The following is a 24743-nucleotide window of genomic DNA, read 5'->3' on the forward strand; positions in this document are numbered from 1 at the left end:
GACTGTAATGAATAGAAGAGAGGCCTTGAAGAGTGTAGTACTCATGATGGGTGGAACCATGGTAGGAGCCAATGTGATCCTTACCGGATGTGCTCCCGAAAAGCAAATAGAGGGATTGGATTTCTCTGAGGAGGAACTGGCCTATATGGATGAAATCGGAGAAGCCATTATCCCTACCACAGATACTCCGGGGGCCAAGGCTGCGGGAATAGGTGGTTTCATGGCCATGATGGTCAAAGACACTTACACGGAAGAGCAGCAAAAAAGCTTTATCAATGGGCTCAATAGCCTGAAAAGCAGTTTTAAATCAGAAGCAGGAAAGGACTTTATGGAAGCTTCGGTAGAAGAGAGGACAGCCTTTCTCAACCAGCTCAACAAGGCTGCAATGAATCAGAATGCTGAAAATAGCGAAGAGGCAAAATATATCCTGATGATCAAGGATTTGACATTACTGGGTTACTTTACCTCAGAAATAGGTGCTACCCAGGCCTTGCGTTTTATAGAGACACCTGGTAGGTATGACCCTTGTATGGAATACAAAAAAGGAGACAAAGCCTGGGCCATTTAAAAATAGCCCCGTTTTCATATCAAAGCCCGCTATAAATGGCGGGCTTTGTGTTTTTTATATTGAAACCAATAGTAAGCAGGAAATATCAGGGCTTTAAGCCTCCAGTCATTTTTTTCATGAAAGCTGAGCCGGGTATTCTTATTGATTTTCCTGTACAACAGGCTGGCCAATACCAGGTGAGTCAATACCAACAATAGCAGTACGGAATATAGTATAAGTTCATTCATTTTTTAAATCGGGGGATAAGTGGAGGCACCTTGTTTTGGTAGCGGGTATAGGCTTCACCGTATTGTTCCAGAAGTTTTTTTTCTTCAAAGTAAATTCCAAAAGGCAGGTAGAGCAAAAGTGCCAGTAAATGGACGAGGGATGCCAGATTGGGTACGTACAGCAGATAACCTAGAAACACAAGAATTAAACCTGCATATAGGGGATGGCGCATGTAACTGTACCAACCCTCAGTAATCAGTGGTTCATTTGCTTTCAGGTCATCATGTGGTTCTAATCCCAGAAACCTGCTTGTTTTAATATGCTTCATGCTTTTCACGGCGATGATGGTTCCAAAGGTAGCCAGCATAAAGCCCAGGTAGGTTGTTAAAGGTGAGGAAACCAATAGCCAAATGGGGTCAATGGATCCGGCAAGAAGGAGAAGCGCAAAAAAAACCATTGTGGAAAACAGGCTATAACAGAACCTGTACCATTTGTATACCATTCCCATCCAGGCTTTAACTTTTCTTTTTATATTGAGACTTGCCAGGAAAGTATGGCTAATGTAGAAAAACAACCAGCCCAGGCTGAGGATAAAATATTCCATAAAGATACGAATATCTATAATTTGAGTGATTAATGAAAAATTTACATCGATATATTGAGCACACGGCCCTTCATCCGTCGGTGGATGAGCGAACGATAACCCGGTTGATAGCCCAGGCCAGAAAATACCAGTTCAGGGGAGTATGTGTACCTCCTTTCTGGGTAAAAAAAGTCAAGCGGGAATTGGCAACGGAAGATATTCAGGTGGTAACAGTTGTAGGTTTTCCATTTGGATATGGCATGACACAGACCAAGGTATTTGAGGCACAGCAAGCCATTCGGGATGGTGCGGATGAGTTGGATTTGGTCTGGTCGCTTACGGCTTTTAAGTCCGGAATGACCTGGCCTAAAATAGAACTGGCTCAATTGGCCAACTGCTGCCACGATGAAGAGAAGTTTCTGAAGGTAATCGTGGAAACAGCCTACCTGGATGAGGCGGAGTTGCGAGACGCATGCGACATTTGCAGAGATGCAGGAGTGGACTTTGTCAAAACTTCTACCGGTTTTGCTCCTGAGGGGGCAAAGACGGCCACTGTAAGACTGATGCGGGAATGTCTTCCCAGTCAGGTAGGCATTAAGGCGAGTGGTGGTATCAAGACCTTGGAGCAGGCACTCGAAATGATAAAAGCCGGAGCTGACCGGATTGGGACCAGTAGTGGTCCGCAGATAATGGAGGCGTACCTGTCGGATCAGTCTCAAATTGGGTGATTTCTTTTATGACAGGTTGTCGGGATTTATTTACCGGATCTGGTTTAGTTTCTGTTTGATTAAAATAGATCAAAAAGAAAGGGATGACAAAAAAAGTGAGCAGTATATAGGCAAAGCCCACTATCCGGGTATTGGCCGTTGTTTTCCCAAAATTCCTTGCCAGCCTCACAGGGATGTCTCTGAGCCCGGGAAAGGGTAGGAATATTAAGGTGCCTATCAGATTGAACAAGACATGAACAATGGCCACGCTGATCGCTGCTTCTGTTTTATAAAATGCGGCGATCACAGCCGTAATGGTAGTCCCTAAATTGGCACCCATTATAAATGGAAAAACCTTTCTCAATGCCACTTTTCCGGTTGCCACAGCGGTGACCATAAGGGAAGTGGTAATGGTACTGGACTGTACGGCAGCAGTAATAAACATGCCATAAGCAAAGGAGCGGAAAGGGAAATTGAAAATATGTTTTCGAATCTTTTTGAATTTTGGCGTAATCAGTGATTTATAGGCCAGGGAGGAAAGCATTTGGATGGATCCTGCCAGGATCAAAACTCCCGTCAATAGGGAAAGCAAAGGCCAATGTAATATTTCTGAAAGGTAAATGCTTAGTGGCCTGAGGAAAAACCCCTGATAGGCCACGTCTCCATCCAAAAGCCGGCTTTCTCCGACAATGCCATGGGTGATCCAGGCAGCCATTTTACTCAAGATGCCGAAATAGATTTCGAGGGGCAAAAGTATAATTACGGAAATGATATTGAATATATCATGTAGAACTCCGGCGGAGAGTGCTTTTCGAAAGGATTTTTTTTTCATGATATATCCGAAAGCCACCAGGGTACTGGTAAGGGTAGTACCAATATTTGCCCCCATGATCAAGGGGACAGCCTGTGCCAGGCTCAGGTTGCCGGAAGCAACCAATACCACTACCATGGCAGAAACCGTAGAACTCGACTGGATCAGGGCTGTCGTCAACAGACCAATAAACAGGCCCACAAAAGGGTTGAAGGTAGCCATAAACAGGGTGTTGGCCACATCATTGTTAAGCCTTGCCAGGGCATAAGTCAAAAAGTCAATGGAAAACATAAAAAACAGCAAACCCAGGACTACCGTGCCCGCAAGGATCACATTTTTTTTATAAGTATTGCCTTTGGGAGTAATGGTCATTTAAAAATGCAAATAGATGAGGCCAATTGAAGCTGCAAAATACGTATAGAGAAAAGAGAATTACACGCTTTTCAGGTAAAACTTATGTTAAAATTAATATTACAGAAGTTGCTCAGGTAGAATCGCTTAAAAAATGCCCGTTTGAGTGGGTAAGAAATAAAATCTTTATATTTTTGGCCTGGGTTGACATTTTCGCAAACGAATTGGGAATGCTTTTCTTGCACCTATTGAGATGGACTTAACAATTTGGTAACACCTTCCTTAGAAATTCTTGTTTAATTTGCATCCTTAATGCTAGCCAAAACCAACATATGGCCAAACTAAAAGATCAAAACATAAACCAGGATGCTTTATCAAAAGCAGCTTATTCACTTTTTGACTTCACCAAAAAGGAAAAATCTTTTTTACTGATCATCTGTATTTTGGTTTCGGTGGCAGGTATCATTACCCCATATACCTATGCAGCCATGTGGTTTGGTTTTATGCTGGCCGCTTATTCTGCCATAGCCAATGACAGCATACAGACCATAGGTACCTTCATTGCTTCCAATCAAAACCGGAAATGGTATTTCCTTTGGTTGTTTATGGGATTGATTTTTGTCGGCACTGTTACTTACAGTTGGTTTACTTATAATGGGGATGTGAGTTACGAGCGACTGCAGGTCGATGGTCTGGACCAGGCGCCTCAAAGTTTTGTATTTCTTCAGATTGCCGCTCCTATCGTATTGCTGGTAATGACCAGGTTGAGGATGCCTGTCTCCACAACTTTTCTTTTGCTGAATGTATTTACCTATAAGGCAGGCACCATTTTGGGGGTCATGCAAAAAAGTTTTATCGGGTATTTCCTGGCCTTTATCATGGCCATTATTGTTTGGTATGTGTTGGAAAAGTTTGTAACCAATTACCTCAAAGGCAAGCCCAAGAATTATTGGTATTTCCTGCAATGGATCACTTCCGGCTGCCTGTGGGCCGTGTGGATCATGCAAGATGCTGCCAATATCGCAGTTTTTCTTCCCAGACAACTCAATGTTTGGGAGTTTTCGGCCTATACAGGATTTGTTTTTCTGGGTCTTGGGGTGCTGTTTTACATGAAAGGGGATAAAATCCAGGGCATTGTCAATGAGAAGACACGGGTCACTGATGTCAGGGCAGCTACTATTGTGGATCTTGTCTATGCCATTATTCTCTTTTATTTTAAGGCTTACAGCAATATGCCCATGAGTACCACCTGGGTGTTTATTGGTCTTTTGGGAGGCAGGGAATTGTCGATTGCGCTTGCCAAATCCAAAAAACTAAAGAAAAGGAAGGCCCGTTTGGTCAGGGCTTACCGCTTGGCAAAAAATGATTTGGTTAAGGCAGGGATTGGGCTAATTGTTTCCCTTATTTTAGCACTTATTATCAATGAAGGGGTAAGGAAAGAAATTTTTGACATGATTTTTTAATGGTTGAACCGGAGATTTTTTCTCATGAATATTGGATGCAGGAGGCCTTGAAGCAGGCCCAAATTGCCTACGAAGAGGGAGAAATTCCCGTGGGGGCAGTAATGGTAGTAAAGAACCGGATCATTGCCAAAGCGTATAACCAAACCGAAAAGCTCACCGATGTGACCGCCCATGCGGAAATTCTGGCCATAACCGCCGCCGCAAATACCCTTGGATCCAAGTACCTTACTGAATGCAGGTTATATGTCACGCTGGAGCCTTGTGTCATGTGCGCAGGTGCAGCCTATTGGGCTCAATTGGGAGAATTGCACTTTGGGGCAGAAGACCCTAAAAAGGGGTTTACCCGTTTGGGTTCAAACCTGCTTCATCCCAAAACCAAAACATCGAGGGGACTTCTCGAGGATAAATCAAAGAATTTGTTGCAGGCATTTTTCAAAAATCTCAGAAATTAGAGATTCAAAGGAATAAAAGAACCATTTTTGAAGTTCATTGGTTTGTATTGGTAGGTTTTTAGAATGAACCCAATACCATCAACTAAAATTAATGTTTAACTTTAAAAAATTAAGATAATGGCTTTTGAACTTCCAAGTTTACCTTACGAAAAAAATGCATTGGAACCACATATTGATGCCAAGACCATGGAAATCCATCATGGCAAGCACCACAATGCCTATGTAACCAAGCTTAATGATGCCGTCAAAGGATCTGATCTGGCTTCTAAAAGCATTGAGGAAATCATGAAAAATATATCCTCTGCATCAGGAGCAGTTAGAAACAATGGCGGAGGACATTTCAACCATTCGCTTTTCTGGACCGTACTCTCTCCAAAAGGAGGCGGAGCCCCTTCAGGTGAACTGGCAGCAGCCATCGACAAAAAATTTGGCTCTTTTGACAAGTTTAAAGAGGAATTTTCCAATGCAGCCGCAACCAGGTTCGGTTCAGGCTGGGCATGGTTAAGCGTGAGTAATGGAGCACTGCAGGTAAGTTCCACCCCCAATCAGGACAACCCCCTGATGGATATCGCAGAAACCAAAGGTACACCAATCCTTGGATTAGATGTTTGGGAACACGCTTATTACCTGAATTATCAAAACAGGAGGCCGGATTACATTTCAGCTTTCTGGAATGTGGTGAATTGGGATGAAGTGGCTAAAAGATATGCCGCAGCCAAATAATTTAAGGCTACTTTAACATCTTTACCTAACCCTCCGGAATTTCCGGAGGGTTTTTTTGTTCGGATAGCGAACAATAAAAGTGTTCGGTATTGAGACAGTCAGATTTTTTTAAAAATTCATAAAATATTGAAATACAAATAGATACGTTATTTTTTTGATTTTGGCACCTTTTTCCCATGTCATGGCATAGAACGTATGAATGTTAATGACCATGAACTTTAGAAAGCTTATTTTTGCCACCTCTTTTTTCTTTTTACTGGGACTGAGCCACCTGGCAGCCCAGGAGATGATGGCTACCGTTTCCGGAACGGTACTTGACGAAAGGGGAGACCCACTTCCTTTTTCCAATGTTGTTTTATTGGAGACCGGGTCAGAGGATTTGGTTACAGCTGCTATTTCCGATGAGATGGGTCATTTTAACTTGCAGACAAATGCTGAAAAAGAGGTACTCCTTAGTATTTCTACCCTGGGTTTTGCGCCTTACAAAAGTAAGCCGTTCTTATTGAAATCCGGTTTAAAAAAGGACTTTGCTGAAATTCAATTAACAGCGGAAATGTCTGCACTGGATGAAGTGACGGTAAATGCCGCCAGGCCAAATGTATTGATTCAGGCAGACAAAACCATCGTCAACGTGGCAAGTACGGTAATGGCTGAAGGAAACACGGTTTTGGATGTGGTAGGTCGGTCTCCGGGAGTGTTTGTAGACGCCGATGGTAACATTAGCCTGAATGGCCGGACAGGTGTTATTGTGTTGATAGATGAGCGGCAAACCTATATGAGTGCGACAGACCTGGCCAATTTTCTTCGGGCCATGCCAGCGGACAATATTCTGAGTATTGAGGTGATCAACAATCCCCCGGCAAAATACGATGCCGAAGGAGCGGCTGGTGTGATCAACCTGGTACTTAAGAAAAACAATGTAAACGGCACCAATGGAAATGTACAAATTGGAAGCCAGTACAACGGCATGCATACTCCCTCAGCAGGGGCTACCTTGAATGTCAAAAAGAACAGGTGGACTTCCAATGCCAGTCTGAATTATAATGAATGGGGGAGGTTCATTGATCTGAATATCCTCAGGAGATTTCAGCTGGAAAACGGTCTGTCAGTGTTTGATCAGACGGCAAGATTGAAACTATTAAGAAGCAACTTGTTTTTCTCAGGAGGGACAGATTACCGTATCAATGACCAACACAGTGTGGGAATCAACCTGCAGGCATCCGGTCAAAAGGGTACCGAAGATGGCAATTCCCTTACCAATATTTCGAATCCGGAAAATACAGACAGGAACTTCCTGAATGCACTCAATGATTCAGATTCTGACAATTTCAGGGTCTTTGGTAACCTGCATTATATTGGCAAGCTGGATACCCTTGGGACCAAGATTACAGCCGACCTGGACTATACCCAAATGGATGCCAGCAGCCTGAGTATGCTGAACAACAGTTACTGGGTGAATGAAAATACGGAGGCCGGGACCTCAGACCGGATCCGGACAGGGAATGAAATGCTGTATACCATTTATACTGCCAAGGCCGATTTTACCAAGCCTCTGGGGGAAGGAAAGGAGTTGGAGGCCGGTCTTAAAGGAAGTTGGGTAAATTCTGATAACCAGCTGGATATTTTCAAAAGTGTGGAAGAGGGGGAATTTACCCGGGATCCCAACAGTAACCATTTTATTTACAAGGAACAGGTATTGGCAGCATACACCTCTTACAAGGCGCCTATTAGCGAGAAATTGAATTTTCAGGCAGGATTAAGAGCAGAGTATGCTGAAATAGAGGGTAATTCCGTTACCTCTTCACAGGTAAACACCCAGGAGTACCTGAATCTTTTTCCCAGCATGTACCTGCAACACCAGGTAAATGACAATTATCAAATTGTTTACAATATTAACCGCAGAATTACCAGACCCCATTACAGGCAATTGAACCCCTACGTTTTTTACATTGACCCTTTGACCACTGAGGAGGGAAATCCCCAACTGAGGCCGCAATATGCCAATAATTTTGAAATGAATCATATCATCAAAAGTGCTTACCAGGTTTCCCTGTCTTTTTCTCAGACAGAGAATGCATTTGGGCAGATCATGGTGCAGGACGATGATACCAGAAAAACCAGCATTCAGATGCAAAACCTGGACCGCACGCAGAACCTAAGTCTGAGAGCCATCCTCCCGGTTGAGTTTGCAGATTGGTACAGCAGCAGCAATATGTTGCAGTTTAATGGCAATACCTTTCAATCCCAATTAGGGGATGAGCTTCTGGATGAAAGACAATTTTCCTTTATGGCCAGGACCCAGCACAACATTAACTTGCCAAAAGGATTCAAGGTGGAGTTGATAGGGATTTACAGGAGTCCTTTTCGTGACGGACAATTAAAAATCGATGCCATGAGCTGGATGGATGCCGGGGTAACCAAAACATTTCTTGATGACAAGATAAGCCTTACCGTAAATGGGACAGATATTTTCAGGACCATGAGATTTAAGGGTAATATTGATTTTCACCGCATCAACACCGATGTGCAACAGTACAACAGCATGCAAAGTGTGAGGTTTACCCTACGCTGGAAATTTGCTCAGGGAGAACAATTTAAAGTTTCCCAAAGAAGTGGTAGTACTGAAGAAAGAAATAGACTGGAATAAGTTTAGATTAGGTTTTTAATAATTATAAAGACAGCACCTCATAGGTGCTGTTTTTATTTAAACTTTTATCGCAATGTCCGGGAAATTTTAGTTTACAGGAAATGGTACAGAAAAATCAGGTGAGCGGAAAGTGCCGGTTTTCTTTCTCCCTTGATCTCGATTTTCACCTGCATTTCCGTTTTGATGGTACCCCTGAGGTCACTGATATTGGCCAGGCTTGCTTTCATCCTGATCTCGTCATTGACTTTTACAGGATTGGCAAATCTCAGGTTCTCTATACCATAATTGACCATCATTTTGAGGTTATTGACCTGTACGATCTGGTTCCATAAAAAAGGTACCAGGGAGAGGGTAAGGTATCCGTGGGCAATGGTGCCCCCAAACGCACCTTCCGCTTTGGCCTTTTCGGGATCGGTATGGATCCATTGGTGGTCCAAAGTGGCATCAGCAAACAGGTTGATCTGTTCTTGATTCACCTTGTGAAAATCCGATACCCCCAGCTCCTTACCAATGTATTGTTGAAAGTCTTCAAAACTATTAATGATCAGTTTGCTCATATCTTTGTTGGGTTTGAAAAAATGAAATTATCAAAACCCCCCGGATTATAAAACAAAAATGATGGAATTCAATATGCTTTTTGCTTTTTTCTGTAATACATAAAGCCAAGCACCATACTGCTTAGAAAAAAAATCAAGGTAGTCCACTCGTAGGTTCGTATTTTTTCTTTTTCCTCCTGTATGTCTGCATCCTTTTCGCGAAGGGCCCTTTTGAGTTTGACGATATCGGCTTCGGCTTTGTGGGCAATGAATTTATAATCCTCTTTTTCGTTGCCTATGGTAGTTGTCTGAATGTCTTTGAGCATTTCCAGCTCCTGCATGATCTGATTGTCCTTGTGAATGATGCGTCCCATCCATTCATTGGTGGCCATCATGTCTTTTTTTGTTCGATTACCAAAAATCCCGGATTTCTGGTTCTCAGATTCCTGCCATTCCTGGTGAAGGATTTTTCTTTCCTGTACCAGTTTATTGAGTTTTTCCTGGGCATCTGCCGGCATGGGAAGGGTTAGTAACCAGATGAGTAATCCAAAGAAATAAAAGACTTTATTTTTCATGCTGATTTGGCATTTTTTATGACTGATTCTGATGTTGAATTTCCGTTTTCAAAAAACATGCCTAAAATCAATTGACTATCTTTTCCTTTTATTTTAAAACCTTAATTTTTATTTCCTGGAAGAAATTCGTTCAAAACCTGCCGCAGGTAATCCCGGTCCAGGTGGGTATAGATTTCCGTGGTGGTAATGCTTTCGTGCCCCAACATTTCCTGCACCGCCCTGAGATCCGCACCACCCTCCACCAGGTGGGTAGCAAAGCTATGTCTGAAGGTGTGTGGACTTACATTCTTCTGTATCCCAGCCTCTTTTACCAGTTTTTTGATGATAAGAAACACCATAACTCTGGAGAGTTTTTTTCCTCTGCGGTTTAAAAAAATATACTCTTCATGGCCTTTGGCAATATTTTGATGCACCCGGACCTCCTCCAGGTAAAGGCGCAGGTATTTGGCAGCAGACTTGCCTACAGGAACCAACCTTTCCTTATTGCCTTTTCCTGTTACCCGCAAAAATCCGATATCCTGGTAGTAATGGCTGGTTTTTAAATGAATCAGTTCGGAAACGCGTAGCCCGCTGCTGTAAAGCATCTCTAACATGGCCCTGTTGCGATGCCCTTCCGGCTCTCCCATGGGGATGGCTTCCAGCAGTTTTTCGATTTCAATATAGCTCAGGGTGTCTGGTAGGGTCCGGGTTAGTTTTGGAGCCTCCAGAAGCAGGGCCGGGTTGTCCAGGATTTTATCCTCGTACATCAGGTATTTGAAAAAAGCCTTGATACCGGAGATGATTCTTGCCTGGGAAAATTCAGATATATTTAACCCCGCCAAAGCATTCACAAATTGCCTCAGGTGATAGAGCTGCACCTGTTCAGGGGCAATGTCGGGAAAGTTTTTTTCCAGATAGGCCGCGACCTTTTCCACATCCTGCCGATAGGCCAAAATGGAATTGTCTTGAAGCGAACGCTCGATTTTCAGGTAATAGCCAAAGGCTCTGATCTCCTTTTCCCAAGTCATACCGTAAAATTAATCCTTCCCGGATATTTTGCCCTCATTTTCTTAAAAACAATGGATTATCTCCACTAGTTATTTGACGATTGCTTACATTTGCCTTTCCAATTACAGACAAGAAAATCAACAGAAAATTGAAAATCGCTATTATCAACGGCCCCAACCTCAACCTTTTAGGTAAGCGGGAGCCGGAAATTTATGGAAGTAGTTCTTTTGAAGATTATTTTGAAAAATTGACCGGCAAATATCCTGATCTGAAACTTTCTTATTACCAGAGTAATGTGGAGGGTGAGCTGGTCAACCGGCTTCATGAGGTAGGTTTTGATCACGATGGTATTTTAATAAACGCAGGCGCCTACACCCACACCTCTGTGGCCCTGTCCGATGCCATTGCAGGTATACAGACACCCGTATTGGAAGTTCATATTTCCAATATCTATAAGAGAGAAGAATTCAGGCACAAAAGCATTATCTCAAAAGAATGTGTGGGGATGATTGCCGGCCTGGGATTGCTGGGCTATGAATTGGGATTGCAATATTTTATAAAGAAAGAAAATCAATAATGGCTATGCTCACATTTGCTCCGGGACCATCTAAAGTTTTTGACAAATTACCTGAATATTTTCAGGACGCTTATAATCAGGGAATACTCAGTGCCAACCACCGCAGTGCGGTATTTATGGATTTGTACAGGGATACTGAAAATTTGTTGAAACAAAGGCTGGAAATACCCGCAGATTACAGGCTGTTGTTTACTTCGAGTGCCACCGAAAACTGGGAAATCATATCCCAGTCCCTGGTAGAGCAGGCTTCATTCCATATCTTTTCAGGATCTTTTGGCAAAAAATGGTTTGATTTCGCCCAAAATATCATTCCCGAAACCACCTCCCTGAAGTTGGATAAAAATACTGTGTTGGAAGTAGCAGACCTGGCAGTTTCCGATGCTTTTGATCTTATTGCTATTACCCAAAACGAAACCTCCAATGCTACCCAGGTAAGCAATAAAATCATCGCAGACCTGGCTGGTAAATTTCCCGATAAGATGCTGGCGGTGGATACCACTTCCTCCATGGGAGGCATTTATCTTGATTTCAAACTGGCCGATATCTGGTATGCCTCCGTACAGAAATGCTTTGGCCTGCCAGCCGGGCTGGGTCTTTTGGTACTCTCTCCCAAAGCCATTGCCAAGGCAAAAAATAAGGGCGAATATGGTCGGTACAACAGCCTGAATTTCATGTTGGAAAATGCGGCCAATTACCAAACCCATTATACCCCCAATGTGCTGGGCATTTACCTGTTGAACAGGGTATTGCAGGACATGGCACTTATTCAGGAGATACAGGAAAAGACTGAAAAAAGGATGCAGGCCCTGGAAAAACTGGTGGATCAATCAGCCAAACTGGCTTTTTTGGTAACCAATCCCGCAGCAAGAAGCCGAACTGTTTTGGGCGTAGGAGGTGAAGAACCGTTTATCAAAAGCATTAAATTGGCAGCTGAAAGCAAAGGCATGCAGATGGGGAGTGGTTATGGTCCCCTAAAGCCTACCAGTTTTAGAATTGCCAATTTTCCGGCCATCACTGATGAGGAGTTTGCTAATTTGATCCGTTTTTTGGAAAGCTACTGAAGATAAACCCTAATGTTTGATTTCAGAGAAATTCTTTCTGTTACCCTGATTCTTTTTTCCGTAATTGATATTTTGGGTTCTGTGCCCATTGTGATCAATCTCCGGAAAAAGGTGGGTCACATACAAAGTGGAAAGGCCACTATTGTAGCGGGAGTTTTGATGGTTTTATTTTTATTGTTGGGTAAATCTATACTTAGCTTATTCGGAATTGGCGTTGAGGATTTTGCCATTGCAGGGGCCCTGATCATTTTTGCCCTTGGGGCTGAAATGATTCTGGGCATAGAGATTTTCAAACCAGATCCGGAGGCAGGCTCCACCAGTACTTCCATAGTGCCCATCGCCTTCCCGCTGATTGCCGGGGCTGGTACCCTGACCACCATATTGACCCTCAAGGCGGAATTTTCTCAGGCCAATATTGCTGTGGGGATCATCCTGAATCTGATCATTATCTTTGTGGTACTCAAAAGCACCAACTGGCTGGAACGAAAATTGGGGCAGACAGGCCTGGATGTGTTGCGGAGGATATTCGGAATTATACTGCTGTCCATAGCTATTAAGATATTCAAGAGCAACCTATTTCCCAATATGTGAGAAGGGAGTATATTTTGCTCTGGGCTAAATAAGAAAATAATGCCATATTTTCTTATTTTGCTTTTTGTTTTGATGAAAAAAGAATTACTTTTGCCATCGCTTTTGGAACAAACTAAGAGTAGTTCGGGGTGTAGCGTAGCCCGGTCATCGCGCCTCGTTTGGGACGAGGAGGTCGCAGGTTCGAATCCTGCCACCCCGACTTGACGGGACAAAGTAGAAAAATCTATTTTTGTCCCGTTTTTATTTTTACCTAATTCGCTATTAATCAACTGAATATAACTCACGAATTCATTGCGTCTTCTGGTTCGAACTTTGCTTCCGTCAAAAACGATTTTTTCGGGATAAATCGAACCAATATCTTTTCTGACCTCTGAAAGGTTCCCATTTTTAACCGATGTGCCTATCGCTTTGATTTTTGTCAACCCCTGCTCAATAAGCGTTTGCACATTGTCGATATCATGATTGAACTTGGTCAGTTGCAATTCCAGAGCTGATATCTTTGCCCCGTATTCTGTTTTCATTTCCCGGTAATCAGAAGCATCGATTTCCCGTGTGGCCAATAGCTCCCTTACATGAGAAAGCCGACTTTCATAGTCTTTGATCTGATTGAGGATTTCTTTCTTTTCGGTTTGTACTTCCCTTGTCTGTTCAAGGTAATCCTTGGTGACTATCTCCTGATATAATTTCTTGTCCTGAATTTCGGGGATAAACCGTAGCAAATCTGCTTGGATGGCATCGTTCACTTTTCCGGCATTTGTACGATGTTTACAGCCTCCCTTGCAGTGGTAATATGCGTAATAACGATATCTCCCTTTTGATTTGCTGGCCGTCAGGAGCTTTTCACATTCCGGGCATACCAGAAATCCCCTAAAAGGGAATTCATCTACTGTCTCGACCTTCGTCCGGTAATTTCTGCCTCTACCGTCCAATGTATCCTGAACCTCATTAAACAAACTCTCAGAGATGATTGGCTTGTGCTGCGCCTTAACAAAATATCCTTCCTCATCTTTAAACGGCGGCACGAATAGCTTTCCGCAATAAAGCGGATTCCTCAGCACCTGCCAAAAAGCATTTTTGCTGCATTTAAGCCCTTTCGTCCTCGCTTGCTTCCAGACTTGTTCCGTGTTAAAGACTCCCTTGTTAACTTCGTTAAAAGCCCATTTCAGGATTTCGGCATCCGGTTCTTTAGGTGCTATATATTTTTTGCCGTACTCATCCGATTTATTTACGTATGCCACCGGTGCCAGTCCCATGTACCGTCCTTCTTTCTTTGCCCGGCGCATGCCGTAAAATACGTTCAATGCCCTGCGGTCGTTTTCCACTTCCGGGGCAGCCAGATAAAACGCCAGCATCATTTTGTTTTCCGGAATCTCCAGATCCAAAGGTTGTTCAATTGCCTGCGGTTCCACGCCTAAGCGACGAAGGACATTAATCATCTGGTAGGCATCCCCAGCATTACGGCTGAAACGATCCCATTTGGTAAACAGTACCAGATTAACGCTATTCTTCCGCTTCTTTAAGCTTTGTATCAATTCCTTCCACCTTGGGCGGTTGAAAGATTTCGCCGAATGGTCCTCATAGACCACATTGCGGATTTCTATCTTGTTGTTGATGCAGTATTTCCTCAACATCTCCTCTTGGTTCCGCTGAGAGTACCCTTTGTCCGCCTGTTCGTCGGTGCTTACCCGAATATATAGATCCGCTAAATATCCCATACCTCTAATCGAATTTAGTGCAAGAAGAGCCAGTCTTTCGGAGTGCAATGAAGTTCTTTGTCCTTCATTGGTTGCATTTGGCTCTCGATGGCTACTAATTTAACGATTAAAATCGAAGTAAAAGACTGTTAAATAGTAAAATTAGGGCTGCCTGTAGATGAGTGACCTGGAATAGAAAATGGATTGCGGTAGTTTTAAAACGGGAAAAATCAGCCTGTCCTTATTTCGTTTTTTCCGTGTTATAGTGATAGGCAAGCGTTAGGATGTCATCGGGTTTAACCTCTTCGGCTAATGTGCCGTAAAACAACAGCTTTTGCGGGTATATCGTGTGTATAAGGGATCTTTTGTCCTCTGTTTTGCTTTCTTCAAAGATGCTGTCCAACGCCATTAATTCCATGATGTCTTTTTCCAATAAGGATTCTATTTTGGGCAGGCTTCGGCAAATATTATCCAGTTTTTCTTTCAATCCGGTTAAGACCGAGTCGTATTGCCGCTTGATTTCGAGATAATCGGTTGGTTCAATTTTCTGCATGGCCAGCAGGTTACGGATATGCGATACCCTGTTCTCGTAATCCTTTAGCTGATGTAACAATTGCTTTTTTATTTTCTGCTCATTTTGGGTAAGCTCATAGTACGCTTCCGCGATGATTTTTCGGTAGATAGCCGACATCTCTTTTCTGGGGATGAACTTTCGCAACTCCCCCTCAAACACCTGGTGGAGTTCTTCAACCCTTATCCGGTAAGGGCATCCCTTACGGCAGTGATAGTAACTGTAATGATTTGTCCTTCCCTTTGATCTACTGGCGGTGAGAAGGCTACCGCAGACCGGGCATATCAGGAAACCTCTTAATGGAAAATCATTTCGGGTATTGATCTTGGGTCTATATTTCCTGCCTCTTCCGTCCAATATCTCCTGTACCTTATCAAACAACTCTTCTGATATGATGGCCTGATGCTGTCCCTGGATAAACCGGCTTTCTTCATCCTTGAACTTTGGCAGGAATATCTTTCCGCAGTACACGGGATTTCGAATCAATTGCCAAAACGCATTTTTACTACATTGCAAACCTTTTTCCCTTGCATTTTTCCAGACCTGTTCGGTATTGAATACACCCTTTGACAACTCTTCGAATGCCCAATAGAGTATGGTGGCATCCGGTTCTTTGGGAGCAATGTACTTATGTCCACCCTGGTCTATCTTGTTTTTGTAACCTACGGGAGCGAGTCCCATATAACGACCTTCCTTCTTCGCCCTTCGCATGCCGTAGAATACGTTGAGCGCGCGACGGTCATTTTCTACCTCGGGTGCGGCAAGATAAAAGGCAAGCATCATCTTGTTCTCCGGAATGGATAGATCCAACGGTTGTTCGATGGCCTGTGGTTCAACCCCGAAATCACGGAGAACATTTATCATCTGATAAGCGTCACCTGCGTTCCTGCTGAACCGATCCCATTTGGTGAACAGGACAAGATCGATTTTGCCCCGGTGTTTTTTAAGGTAGGAAAGCAGTTTTTTCCATTCAGGTCTATTGAAGGATTTAGCAGAATGATCCTCATAGACAATATTCCGTATTTCAATCCAATGATTGTCACAGTATTTTCGCAGCATTTCCTCCTGGTTACGCTGTGAATAACCCTTGTCTGCCTGTTCATCGGTACTTACGCGGACGTATAGATCAGCTCTCTTTCCTCTTTCAACGCTCATCCGATTCCAGGTATTTTGTTACCGTTATCTTTGCCAGTTTCTTCAAGAACGCCAGAAGCTTAGCAGCTTCTTCCTTGCTGACTTCAATCTGCTGCTGCCTTAACATACTGACGATTTTATCCGGTGTTACTTTTATATTTTGTGCTATTGCTTCCATAAGCTATCCTCCAATTGCCATTCATCCTGAAAGTTATAGGCAAAGGAGCCCGGACGTTGGAATGATGCAGTGATTGGCGATTAAAGGAAGTATTTGGCTAAATAGATTTCCACATTCGTTTTAGCTTTTTTGTAGCCCAAGCACATTTGCTTCCCTGCACATTCCCTCTACTGCAAAAGAGCTTGCTGGCTACCTCTGAAACAGGAAATAGAAAACCGTAACCCCGCCGCAGTCTTCCGTTTGCGTTTTTCCAATCCCTGTTCACCGGGCTTTCACAGCCCTATCATTAGTACCCAAAAGGAAATTGTCAGAATAATATTTTCCAATACGAAACCGGTAAAAAGGCAGCTAAGATGTAGTGGGCAGCCACCGCGCAAGCCCAACCAAAAGACTACGGCATAAACGGTTTCCTCCCCGGGGGGGTCCCCTCCAATTATTCCGTTTCCTTTTGGTTTTGCGCCATGCCCACTCCGGTTACCTGCTTTCTTTTTTCCGGTTTTTCTTTTGGAAAAATTTATGCGAAGCGAAGCGGAGCAGACCACAACAGGAAACAGGGAACGAGGAAAAGCGAACGTAACAAAATGTCAAACTCTAAAAACAGTACGATTATGAACATCATCGGAAGACTGACAAGGGATGCGGAAGTACGTACCCTGTCAAACGAAAAGCAGGTAGTAAACTTTTCGGTAGCGGTAAACGACAGCTACCGAAACAAACAGGGTGAGCGAGTAGAACAGACCGCATATTTCGATTGCGCCTATTGGATTTCCTCAAGCGTAGCAAGGCTACTGACCAAAGGTACATTGGTAGAATTATCAGGCAGGGTAAGCGCCAGGGCGTGGACGGGCAAAGACGGTGAAACCCGTGCAGGACTGAACTTCCATACTTCACAAATTAAATTGCATGGAGGCGGTAAGAGAGCGGAAACCACACAGGCTACCCAGCAACCCGAAAACAACAAGGTAACGGTGCAGGGAACGGAGGACGACCTTCCATTTTAACAACAGTATTCATTTCATTTTCAAACATCAAAATTTCAAATATCATGGCACATAATCTGAATTTCAACGAGCGTACAGGACGTTATTCATTCTTTAGCGTACAGCAGAAAGCGTGGCACGGTTTGGGACAAATCGTGGAGCAGTACCCGACAAGCGAGGAAGCTATCAAATATGCAGGGTTAGATTACGAGGTAGTAAAATCCCCCCTGTTCACCAAAGGTTCGGGCATAATCGAAACAGCTAATGGCATAGAGATAGGCAGTAATGAACTGGAAGCCCCCAACTATTTCGCCAATATCCGCACCGACAACAATGTCGTATTGGGCGTAGTGGGCAAAGATTACCATATTGTACAGAACCGTGAAGCCTTTAATTTCTTTGATGCCATCGTAGGCGGTGGCGAAGGTATCCTGTACGAAACTGCAGGAGCGTTGGGCAATGGGGAGCGCATATTTATCACAGCCAAACTGCCCGATTATATCCGTGTGGGAAATGGCGATGACGTGACGGAAAAATACATTTTCCTGACCACTTCGCATGACGGTAGCGGAAGTATCACGGCAGCTTTCACACCTATCCGTATCGTATGCCAAAATACGCTGAATGCTTCGCTTCGCAATATGACCAATGTAGTGCGAATCAAACACACTTCAGGCGCAAAACAGCGTATCGAGATTGCCCACAGGATAATGGGGTTGGCAAACACGTTGAGCAACCAGTTAGAAGGCATTTTCAACGAATGGACAAAGGTAAAGGTGACCGACCGAGAAGTAAGAAAGCTCATCCAGTTAGCACTTTGCCCGAACAAGGAAACCCTTGACCTTATCAAAAAAGGTGCGGAAGATGAAATTTCCACCGTGTTCAAAAACACCGTGGATGATGCCTTCGCCTATGCCATGATAAGCGACACACAGCAAATGGACACGACCAAAGGCACGTTGTTCGGGGCGTATAATGCCGTTACAGGCTACTATCAGAATGTTCGCAATTACAGGAACGAGGAAGCCAAGTTACAGAGCATTGTATTGGGTGGTACTGCCCAACTCAAATCGCAGAAAGCCTTTGAATGGTGTAATGCCTTTGCAACGGACGGTGCGGACATCCTGAACCTTAATTAGATAATCACAGGCTACCGCCTTATTCGGTGGTAGCCTTTAAAAAAACTTTAAACGATGAACACAAATTTCTTCAATCAGATAGCGCAGTTGGAGTTTACAGGAAACCTGCAACTGACCATAGCAAAAGGAGCGGAAAACCATCTTATCGTATCGGTAATGCTCCACAATGACGGGTGCGGAGATAGTGCCTGGAATGGAAGCCCATTTTCCGAAACTGACCCGTGAAAAATCAGGAAAGAAGGGAGAGAACTTCAAGCAGATGCACCGGGTGATTATGATGTTCAAGGCCTGGCTTAGGGGCACCCACCATTCGGTCATGAACTTACAGCCATATATCAACGAGTACACTTACCGGTTTAACCGTCATAAAATGAAAGAGGGACTCTTTGAGAATTTAATGCAGAGGATGGTAGCAAAGCCTCCTTATCCATATAAGGAATTCATTTATTAAATGCCTAATTCAAATAAAATAATAGAGATGACCGTTTAATTTCATATATTTATGCTTTTAAACAAGCAGATAATGGATTTTTTCAAAGGACAAGAGCTTATAGAGTTCAGTAGAAGGTTCCAGACCGAGTTGGATTGTAAGAAATATTTGTCCGAACTTAAGTGGAAAGATGGATTTACGTGTCGCAAGTGTGGTCATCAGGGTAGCCAGATCAGAAAGGATTACGCACGTACCTGCAATAAATGTAGCGATACAGAAAGTGCTGGCGCAGGCACCCTTTTCCATAAAGTCAAATTTGGTCTTGTAAAGGCATTTTATATCTGTTTTGAGATGAGCACAAGTACCAAAAGTCTCTCTGCGATGTATATGGCCAAACGGTATGGCATTAACCGTAAAACAGCCATGAGCTTCATGCATAAAGTACGTGAGGCCATGAAATCGAGCGGAAATCATCCGATGAAGGGAGAAGTTCATGTGGACGAATTCGTAGTAGGGGGCCAAGAAGCCGGACATACCGGAAGGAGCTATGGAGGTAAGAAAAAGAAGGTAGTATGCGCGGTAGAACTTACTGATGCAGGAAAAGTCAAACGGTTTTATGCTTTACAGATCAAGGATTTTTCAGCCAAATCACTACGTCCCATCTTTGAGAGCCACATCGACAGGGGTGCCCAAGTTCAGACAGACGAATGGAAAGGGTATCGTCCTATCAAAAATGACTTTACCATCAAACAGACTCCCAGTGAATTAGGCTTAAATTTTAAAGCAATTCACACCATGATCCATCAGGTAAAATCGTGGTTAAGGACGACGTTTTCCTGGGTAAGCAAAAGGCATATAGCCCGCTACCTAAGTGAGTTTTCCTACAGAATCAACCGCTCACAGAGCAAGGACACGATCTTCCACAATTTGATCACCAGAATGGTCAGTAAGAAAAAAATCCATATTGCTGACTTAATATGATATTAACTGGTCACCTCTATAAAATAATTGAACAGTTGAATTTTATTTTCCAAAATCCTTTAATGTTAATATGTATGTCCGCAAAGTCACCAGTAACCATATAAGTTCTTATTGACAGTTGGTGACAATTGCTTTATTGAGGGTTTAACTCATTATAAATTAGGTCAAAATAAACGGTTTTGGCCATGAATATTATCAATTTCATTAATCGGTTTCCAGACGAAGCTTCCTGTATTGAATTCATCAAAGAACAGAGAATCCAGCAGGGGATCATTTGTAAGAAGTGTGCTGGAATCAAGCATTATTGGCTTGAAAACAAGCTTTCCTTCCAATGTGCTTCCTGTGGATTCAGAACCAGTATCAGGAGCGGTACAGTGATGCCGAGCAGTAATTTACCTATCAGGACTTGGATGATGGCTATTACTTTCATCACCGCTACCAAGAAAGGGTTTAGTGCAGCTGAACTCCAGCGACAACTGGGTATGAAGCGCTACGAACCGGTTTTCAGGATGTATCACAAGCTCCGCGTGGTGATGGGACAACGAGATGAACGCTATCGACTTGAGGACATGGTAGAATACGATGAGGCATACGTGGGAAAAGCCACCACGGCTAAGGTCAGAAGCCAACTCAAGCGAGGAAGAGGCAGTCAAAAACAGTCAAAAGTGGCTGTCATGGCTGAATCCACACCTTTAGAAGATCTTGAGTCGGGCAAAATTGACAAGAGCTGTAGATACTTCAAAATGAAGAAGATAAAGAACTTGGAGGCAAAAACAGCACAAGATTTAATCAAAGATTACATTGATTCAAAGGCTGTGCTTCAAACAGATAAGAGTACCACCTTCTCAGACCTGAGTGATTGTATTGAAGTTCATGTCAGAGAAATCTCTGGGACCAAAGAAGGCAATTTTAACCTCAAATGGGTTCATATTGCCATCAGTAACTTAAAGAAACACCTGCAGACATACCATATGATCAGCGAAGGAATGATGCAGAACTACCTGGATGAGTTTTGTTACAAACTCAACCGAAGATATTTCGGTCAAAAACTATTTGACAGACTCATTATTGCTTCGATTTACCTATACTGGTGTGATTGCGGATAATCATAAATGTTAATCAAAATTTATTAATTTTATAGTGTGAAATCTTTCTTTACTAAAATACTGTCCTTCTTTTTAGCAGTTTTTATACTGTTTTCCACCACATCCTTTACGGTAAATATGCACTTTTGCTGTAATAAAATGGTGGATTTGGCTTTTTTTAGTAAAGCAGAATCTTGTATGGAGACTGCACAGAAAAAAGATAATAATTCCAAGCAATGTACTACAATACAAGAGAAAGACTGTTGCGATAATAAGACCATCTTGAAAGAAGGAGATGACACCTTCAAGAAGGCCAATACAATTTCAGAGATTGAAACTTTAGTTTTCTTAAACAACTTCGTCTATTCTTATATCAACCTTTTTGAAGGTTTAGAGAAAAACACAGTTTCTTTTAAGGCTTATAGGCCACCTTTGCTATCCACAGACCTTGTAATCCTCAACGAGTCCTTTTTAATTTGATTTTCTACTTCGCAGGTTAAAATTAATCTGCATTGCCTCTATAGCCAATATTTCACTTCTGGCTAACATTTGTTGTACCCTATTCTCAACAACGCTACACAATATTAATCCTGTTAGGCTAAACCTATCAGACCATTGAGCTAAACTCATTGACAATACATTATATACTATGAACAAACCAAAAGAATTTTGGATTAAGAATATGGTCTGTAACCGCTGCTCAAAAGTAATTAAACAAGAATTACAAGAACTTGAAGTTACAGTGCTTTCATTGGAATTAGGAAGGTTATTGGTAGAAGCACCAAAAAAAACCAGCAATGAAATTGTCGAAGCTGTTACAACTGTGCTTCACGCTAATGATTTTGAAATTGTACAAAAAGAAGAAGAAATGCTCACAGAAAGAATCAAGATTATTCTAATAGAACAATTGCAAGAGCTACCGTTACATATTAAGGTAAAAACATCTGAACTATTGGCTTCAAGACTTCATAAAGATTACAAGACATTGAGCAGATTGTTTTCAGCAAATCAACAGACAACCATTGAAAAGTACTTTATCAAATTAAAAATAGAAAAAGTCAAAGAGCTCATTCAGCTTAAACAACATTCCTTTTCAGATATAGGATATTTATTGGACTACAGTAGTGTCAACCACCTGTCTAGACAGTTTAAGGAAGTGGTGGGAATGAGTATGACCGATTACAAAAACACAGGAAATTGGAAACGGAATTTCTATGATGAAATTATATAGATATCAACGAAAGTTATGCAGACAAAAGCTTAAGGCAATGGTTAATTTCATCAAATTAAATTAAACAAAATGAAAAAACTACTTATCACATTAGTATTAATTCCCTTTATAGGAATTGCACAAACCTTTGAAAATTTAGACTACATCTCGCCTTTTAGCAATGGCGTCGCTGCCATTAAAAAAGGGAACGAATGGGGTTTTATTGACCCAGAAGGAAATTTAATCGTTGATTTTCGAATGATTTGGTGGCAACCAAAACAGACAATGCAAGCTACCCTATATTCAGTAACGGAAAATGCCTGATTGCAAACCAAAAAGATGGCTTGCTCTATTATGGCTATATCGATAAAACTGGAAAAACTGTCATCACTCCACAATTCCTCAATGCCAACAACTTTCAATATGGCAAAGCCTTGGTGTTAAAAGTTGAAAAAGAAACCATTGGCTATAATGACATTTTCAAAAAAGACGTGGTAAACTACCATTATTTTGAGCTTGTTATAGATGAGAATGGTAATACCATTGACCATTTAACGCAATTGGCCATTCACGTCTCGCCAAAAGATAAGAATGATAAAATCCACCTGCCATCACATCAAAATTGATTTCGGAAAATTTGGTGGCAGTTAAAGGTAATAATAAGAAGTGGCGTATAAAAAAAATCTAATAATATTGAAAATAAACATAACATATAAGAAATTCAAAAAGATTATAACCTTTTTAAAATCTGCGAATTAATAGTTGATAATCCATTCCCTCAACTATAAACATTTAGATTGTTGGGAATGGGTTTATAAAAATTAAAATAAATGTTTAACTCAAAAAATAAATTATGAAAACACTACTAATTGTTTTATCGGCAGTTGGGCTTTTAAGCTTAAACAGTTGCAAACAAGAAACAAACACTCAGGCACTAATGGAAAACCCTGAAACTCGCACAGAAGTTTTTAATGCCATTTCCAAAAATCACGACTATATGACCGAATTTATGGAAAGTATGCACGACAACCAACACGCAATGCAAATGATGCAGGGAACAAAAAAATGATGAGCTCAATGATGCAAGGAGAAGGAATGCAAATGATGATGAAAGACAGTACAATGATGCACTCAATGATGGACGGAATGATGAATGACGGCAAAATGATGGGCACTATGATGAAAATGATGCACGAAAAAGGGATGATGAGCGAAGACTGTATGGAATCCTGCTCAAAGATGATGGGCGAAAAAGGAATGGATATGCAGGGTATGGACAAGATGGACGATATGGATAGTCCAACCAAAGGTGAGCATACCGAGCATCATTAATTTTAACTTTTAAAATAAACAACAATGAAAAATAATCACTGGATATGGATGGTCATCGGTTGTGGATTACCATTACTGTTTATCTTTTTTGCACCATCATTAGGTATAGGAAGCAGTTCGTCTCTATTCATCTTCATCCTCTTTATGTTTGCTTGTCACTTATTTATGCCTCACGGTTCACATCGCCACGGTGGGCACAATCATTCACAGAATAGACAAAGAGAAAACGAACACGGTAAAGATGTTTCAAAAACAGAACCAAAAGATGAACACAAAGGGCATCATCACCATTAAATACTAAATGATGAAACAAAAATTTCAAATAAGCGGAATCAGCTGCGGTGGATGTGTATCAAGAGTAAAAAAGACTTTAGAAGAACATCCCAATATAGAAAAAGCAGAGATCTTTTTGGCACCAAAAGGTGCTGCACTTATCACGATGAATGAAGCACTTTCTGTTGCCGAATTACAAAAGCAACTTGATGGGCTCAATGGTTATACAATTACAGAATTAAATTAACAACAACTTAAAACCAAAAATTATGCATTTTTACGAAGGACATTTTGGAGGTATGCACCTAATATGGTGGATTATATGGATTATTTTATTGGCTTGGATATTCTTTATCCCAGCAGATATTCCTTATCAAAAAACAAAGAAGGACAGCCCACTGGATATTCTTAAAAACCGCTTTGCAAAAGGCGAAATATCCAAGGAAGAATTTGAGGAATCAAAAAAGATATTAAAATCAGACAACTAACTCAAAACTTTAAAATTATGTATCGATTAAACGTAAAAAAACTCGGATTTGCTTTCGGTCTTACGGGGGCACTAATTTACTTAGGCTGTATGATAGTTATGTCAACAGCAGGTCGAGAAGCCACTATCGATTTTTTCAACAGCCTATTGCACGGTTTAGATACCACAAGCATTATCAGGATGGATGTGCCACTATGGGAAGCTGGTTTGGGAATAGTACAGATATTCATTTTAGGATGGCTAATAGGTGCCTGTATTGCGGCTTTTTATAATGCGCAAATAAAAGTCAAAAAATAAGAGAGTAAAATAAAATTTATGCAATATGTCTGGTTCATATGGTCTCTTATAATTCTTGCTCTTTGGGCAATAATCTATTTGTCAAAAAAGGGGTATAGAAAAGAAATGCTCAA

The 24743-nt window shown here is 41.9% G+C and carries 32 protein-coding genes, 1 tRNA gene and 2 pseudogenes; 26 read left to right on the forward strand and 9 right to left on the reverse strand.

The window, feature by feature from the left end; translation table 11 throughout:
- Nucleotides 1–7: 7 nt before the first annotated feature.
- Entirely contained in the window at nucleotides 8–568 is a 561-nt protein-coding gene (locus HUJ21_RS20120) for a gluconate 2-dehydrogenase subunit 3 family protein (protein ID WP_291372341.1), read from the forward strand.
- Between the two features lie 29 nt (nucleotides 569–597).
- Here the strand turns inward: HUJ21_RS20120 and HUJ21_RS20125 are convergent, their stop codons facing one another.
- Nucleotides 598–795, reverse strand: a complete 198-nt coding sequence (locus tag HUJ21_RS20125; RefSeq protein ID WP_291372342.1) for a hypothetical protein — start codon at nucleotides 793–795, stop codon at nucleotides 598–600.
- Nucleotides 792–1379 (reverse strand): isoprenylcysteine carboxylmethyltransferase family protein, encoded by a 588-nt coding sequence (locus tag HUJ21_RS20130; protein WP_291372343.1) that lies wholly within the window; start codon nucleotides 1377–1379, stop codon nucleotides 792–794. The genes HUJ21_RS20125 and HUJ21_RS20130 overlap by 4 nt, the downstream gene beginning before the upstream one ends.
- A gap of 32 nt (nucleotides 1380–1411) precedes the next feature.
- On the opposite strand from HUJ21_RS20130, the gene deoC reads away from it, so the two are divergent.
- Nucleotides 1412–2086: a deoxyribose-phosphate aldolase gene (gene deoC / locus HUJ21_RS20135; RefSeq protein ID WP_291372345.1), complete on the forward strand. Its 675-nt coding sequence runs from the start codon at nucleotides 1412–1414 to the stop codon at nucleotides 2084–2086.
- Here deoC and HUJ21_RS20140 read toward each other — a convergent pair.
- Nucleotides 1971–3248: a Na/Pi symporter gene (locus HUJ21_RS20140; protein ID WP_291372347.1), complete on the reverse strand. Its 1278-nt coding sequence runs from the start codon at nucleotides 3246–3248 to the stop codon at nucleotides 1971–1973. The genes deoC and HUJ21_RS20140 overlap by 116 nt on opposite strands.
- 311 nt (nucleotides 3249–3559) lie before the next feature.
- Here HUJ21_RS20140 and HUJ21_RS20145 point away from each other — a divergent pair, with 311 nt between their 5' ends.
- The 4 genes from HUJ21_RS20145 (at nucleotide 3560) to HUJ21_RS20160 (ending at nucleotide 8512) form a co-directional block, all read left to right on the forward strand.
- Nucleotides 3560–4690 (forward strand): hypothetical protein, encoded by a 1131-nt coding sequence (locus HUJ21_RS20145; protein WP_291372349.1) that lies wholly within the window; start codon nucleotides 3560–3562, stop codon nucleotides 4688–4690.
- Complete coding sequence (locus HUJ21_RS20150) at nucleotides 4690–5142, forward strand: nucleoside deaminase (protein ID WP_291372350.1); 453 nt, start codon at nucleotides 4690–4692, stop codon at nucleotides 5140–5142. Before HUJ21_RS20145 ends, HUJ21_RS20150 begins: the two co-directional genes overlap by 1 nt.
- A gap of 117 nt (nucleotides 5143–5259) precedes the next feature.
- Nucleotides 5260–5865 carry a superoxide dismutase gene (locus tag HUJ21_RS20155; RefSeq protein WP_291372351.1) on the forward strand — a complete coding sequence of 202 codons (606 nt, stop codon included), beginning with the start codon at nucleotides 5260–5262 and terminating at the stop codon, nucleotides 5863–5865.
- A 211-nt stretch (nucleotides 5866–6076) separates the two neighbouring features.
- Nucleotides 6077–8512, forward strand: coding sequence for an outer membrane beta-barrel family protein (locus HUJ21_RS20160; RefSeq protein WP_366483765.1), 2436 nt, complete (start codon nucleotides 6077–6079; stop codon nucleotides 8510–8512).
- Nucleotides 8513–8604: 92 nt separating this feature from the next.
- On the opposite strand, the gene HUJ21_RS20165 is transcribed toward HUJ21_RS20160, so the two are convergent.
- From HUJ21_RS20165 to xerD, 3 genes are all read right to left on the reverse strand, one after another.
- On the reverse strand, nucleotides 8605–9069 hold the full coding sequence (locus HUJ21_RS20165) for a MaoC family dehydratase (RefSeq protein ID WP_166150826.1): 465 nt from the start codon (nucleotides 9067–9069) through the stop codon (nucleotides 8605–8607).
- Nucleotides 9070–9137: 68 nt separating this feature from the next.
- Nucleotides 9138–9623, reverse strand: a complete 486-nt coding sequence (locus tag HUJ21_RS20170; RefSeq protein WP_291372354.1) for a Clp protease ClpB — start codon at nucleotides 9621–9623, stop codon at nucleotides 9138–9140.
- 101 nt (nucleotides 9624–9724) lie between these two features.
- Nucleotides 9725–10630: a site-specific tyrosine recombinase XerD gene (gene xerD, locus HUJ21_RS20175; protein ID WP_291372355.1), complete on the reverse strand. Its 906-nt coding sequence runs from the start codon at nucleotides 10628–10630 to the stop codon at nucleotides 9725–9727.
- Between the two features lie 128 nt (nucleotides 10631–10758).
- On the opposite strand from xerD, the gene aroQ reads away from it, so the two are divergent.
- From aroQ to HUJ21_RS20195, 4 genes are all read left to right on the forward strand, one after another.
- On the forward strand, nucleotides 10759–11187 hold the full coding sequence (aroQ, locus tag HUJ21_RS20180; protein WP_291372356.1) for a type II 3-dehydroquinate dehydratase: 429 nt from the start codon (nucleotides 10759–10761) through the stop codon (nucleotides 11185–11187).
- Between the two features lie 5 nt (nucleotides 11188–11192).
- Nucleotides 11193–12248, forward strand: a complete 1056-nt coding sequence (locus HUJ21_RS20185) for an aminotransferase class V-fold PLP-dependent enzyme (RefSeq protein ID WP_291372357.1) — start codon at nucleotides 11193–11195, stop codon at nucleotides 12246–12248.
- Between the two features lie 12 nt (nucleotides 12249–12260).
- Nucleotides 12261–12839: a MarC family protein gene (locus HUJ21_RS20190; protein ID WP_291372359.1), complete on the forward strand. Its 579-nt coding sequence runs from the start codon at nucleotides 12261–12263 to the stop codon at nucleotides 12837–12839.
- Between the two features lie 124 nt (nucleotides 12840–12963).
- Nucleotides 12964–13038, forward strand: a tRNA-Pro gene (locus HUJ21_RS20195).
- A 529-nt stretch (nucleotides 13039–13567) separates the two neighbouring features.
- Here HUJ21_RS20195 and HUJ21_RS20200 read toward each other — a convergent pair.
- The 3 genes and pseudogenes from HUJ21_RS20200 to HUJ21_RS20210 form a co-directional block, all read right to left on the reverse strand.
- Nucleotides 13568–14554, reverse strand: a pseudogene (locus tag HUJ21_RS20200) (recombinase family protein); the annotation flags it as partial.
- 220 nt (nucleotides 14555–14774) lie between these two features.
- Entirely contained in the window at nucleotides 14775–16259 is a 1485-nt protein-coding gene (locus HUJ21_RS20205; protein ID WP_015266925.1) for a recombinase family protein, read from the reverse strand.
- Entirely contained in the window at nucleotides 16249–16416 is a 168-nt protein-coding gene (locus HUJ21_RS20210; RefSeq protein WP_291372360.1) for a hypothetical protein, read from the reverse strand. The genes HUJ21_RS20205 and HUJ21_RS20210 overlap by 11 nt, the downstream gene beginning before the upstream one ends.
- Nucleotides 16417–17024: 608 nt before the next feature.
- On the opposite strand from HUJ21_RS20210, the gene HUJ21_RS20215 reads away from it, so the two are divergent.
- From HUJ21_RS20215 to HUJ21_RS20290, 16 genes and pseudogenes are all read left to right on the forward strand, one after another.
- On the forward strand, nucleotides 17025–17417 hold the full coding sequence (locus tag HUJ21_RS20215) for a single-stranded DNA-binding protein (protein WP_015266927.1): 393 nt from the start codon (nucleotides 17025–17027) through the stop codon (nucleotides 17415–17417).
- Nucleotides 17418–17461: 44 nt separating this feature from the next.
- On the forward strand, nucleotides 17462–18535 hold the full coding sequence (locus tag HUJ21_RS20220) for a DUF932 domain-containing protein (protein ID WP_291372362.1): 1074 nt from the start codon (nucleotides 17462–17464) through the stop codon (nucleotides 18533–18535).
- A gap of 54 nt (nucleotides 18536–18589) precedes the next feature.
- Entirely contained in the window at nucleotides 18590–18760 is a 171-nt protein-coding gene (locus HUJ21_RS20225) for a hypothetical protein (RefSeq protein WP_245553337.1), read from the forward strand.
- Nucleotides 18750–18986: pseudogene (locus tag HUJ21_RS20230) on the forward strand (transposase); the annotation flags it as partial. The gene HUJ21_RS20225 and the pseudogene HUJ21_RS20230, both read left to right, overlap by 11 nt.
- Nucleotides 18987–19058: 72 nt before the next feature.
- Entirely contained in the window at nucleotides 19059–19946 is an 888-nt protein-coding gene (locus tag HUJ21_RS20235) for an IS1595-like element ISEvi1 family transposase (RefSeq protein ID WP_291372364.1), read from the forward strand.
- 185 nt (nucleotides 19947–20131) lie between these two features.
- Complete coding sequence (locus tag HUJ21_RS20240; protein WP_291372366.1) at nucleotides 20132–21052, forward strand: IS1595 family transposase; 921 nt, start codon at nucleotides 20132–20134, stop codon at nucleotides 21050–21052.
- A gap of 177 nt (nucleotides 21053–21229) precedes the next feature.
- Nucleotides 21230–21511, forward strand: a complete 282-nt coding sequence (locus HUJ21_RS20245) for a hypothetical protein (protein WP_233421312.1) — start codon at nucleotides 21230–21232, stop codon at nucleotides 21509–21511.
- A gap of 169 nt (nucleotides 21512–21680) precedes the next feature.
- Nucleotides 21681–22262, forward strand: coding sequence for an AraC family transcriptional regulator (locus tag HUJ21_RS20250; protein ID WP_291372369.1), 582 nt, complete (start codon nucleotides 21681–21683; stop codon nucleotides 22260–22262).
- A gap of 69 nt (nucleotides 22263–22331) precedes the next feature.
- Nucleotides 22332–22565, forward strand: coding sequence for a WG repeat-containing protein (locus tag HUJ21_RS20255; RefSeq protein WP_291372370.1), 234 nt, complete (start codon nucleotides 22332–22334; stop codon nucleotides 22563–22565).
- Complete coding sequence (locus tag HUJ21_RS20260; protein ID WP_291372372.1) at nucleotides 22508–22867, forward strand: WG repeat-containing protein; 360 nt, start codon at nucleotides 22508–22510, stop codon at nucleotides 22865–22867. Before HUJ21_RS20255 ends, HUJ21_RS20260 begins: the two co-directional genes overlap by 58 nt.
- 227 nt (nucleotides 22868–23094) lie before the next feature.
- On the forward strand, nucleotides 23095–23310 hold the full coding sequence (locus HUJ21_RS20265) for a hypothetical protein (protein ID WP_291372374.1): 216 nt from the start codon (nucleotides 23095–23097) through the stop codon (nucleotides 23308–23310).
- 8 nt (nucleotides 23311–23318) lie between these two features.
- On the forward strand, nucleotides 23319–23573 hold the full coding sequence (locus HUJ21_RS20270) for a hypothetical protein (RefSeq protein WP_291372375.1): 255 nt from the start codon (nucleotides 23319–23321) through the stop codon (nucleotides 23571–23573).
- A gap of 24 nt (nucleotides 23574–23597) precedes the next feature.
- Nucleotides 23598–23867 carry a hypothetical protein gene (locus HUJ21_RS20275; RefSeq protein ID WP_008616429.1) on the forward strand — a complete coding sequence of 90 codons (270 nt, stop codon included), beginning with the start codon at nucleotides 23598–23600 and terminating at the stop codon, nucleotides 23865–23867.
- A 7-nt stretch (nucleotides 23868–23874) separates the two neighbouring features.
- Nucleotides 23875–24093: a cation transporter gene (locus HUJ21_RS20280; protein ID WP_008616428.1), complete on the forward strand. Its 219-nt coding sequence runs from the start codon at nucleotides 23875–23877 to the stop codon at nucleotides 24091–24093.
- Nucleotides 24094–24115: 22 nt separating this feature from the next.
- Entirely contained in the window at nucleotides 24116–24334 is a 219-nt protein-coding gene (locus tag HUJ21_RS20285) for an SHOCT domain-containing protein (RefSeq protein ID WP_008616427.1), read from the forward strand.
- Nucleotides 24335–24351: 17 nt separating this feature from the next.
- Nucleotides 24352–24630 carry a DUF5676 family membrane protein gene (locus HUJ21_RS20290; RefSeq protein ID WP_008616426.1) on the forward strand — a complete coding sequence of 93 codons (279 nt, stop codon included), beginning with the start codon at nucleotides 24352–24354 and terminating at the stop codon, nucleotides 24628–24630.
- Nucleotides 24631–24743: the final 113 nt, after the last annotated feature.

It is taken from the genome of Cyclobacterium sp., assembly GCF_014762705.1.
GTDB lineage: Bacteria > Bacteroidota > Bacteroidia > Cytophagales > Cyclobacteriaceae > Cyclobacterium.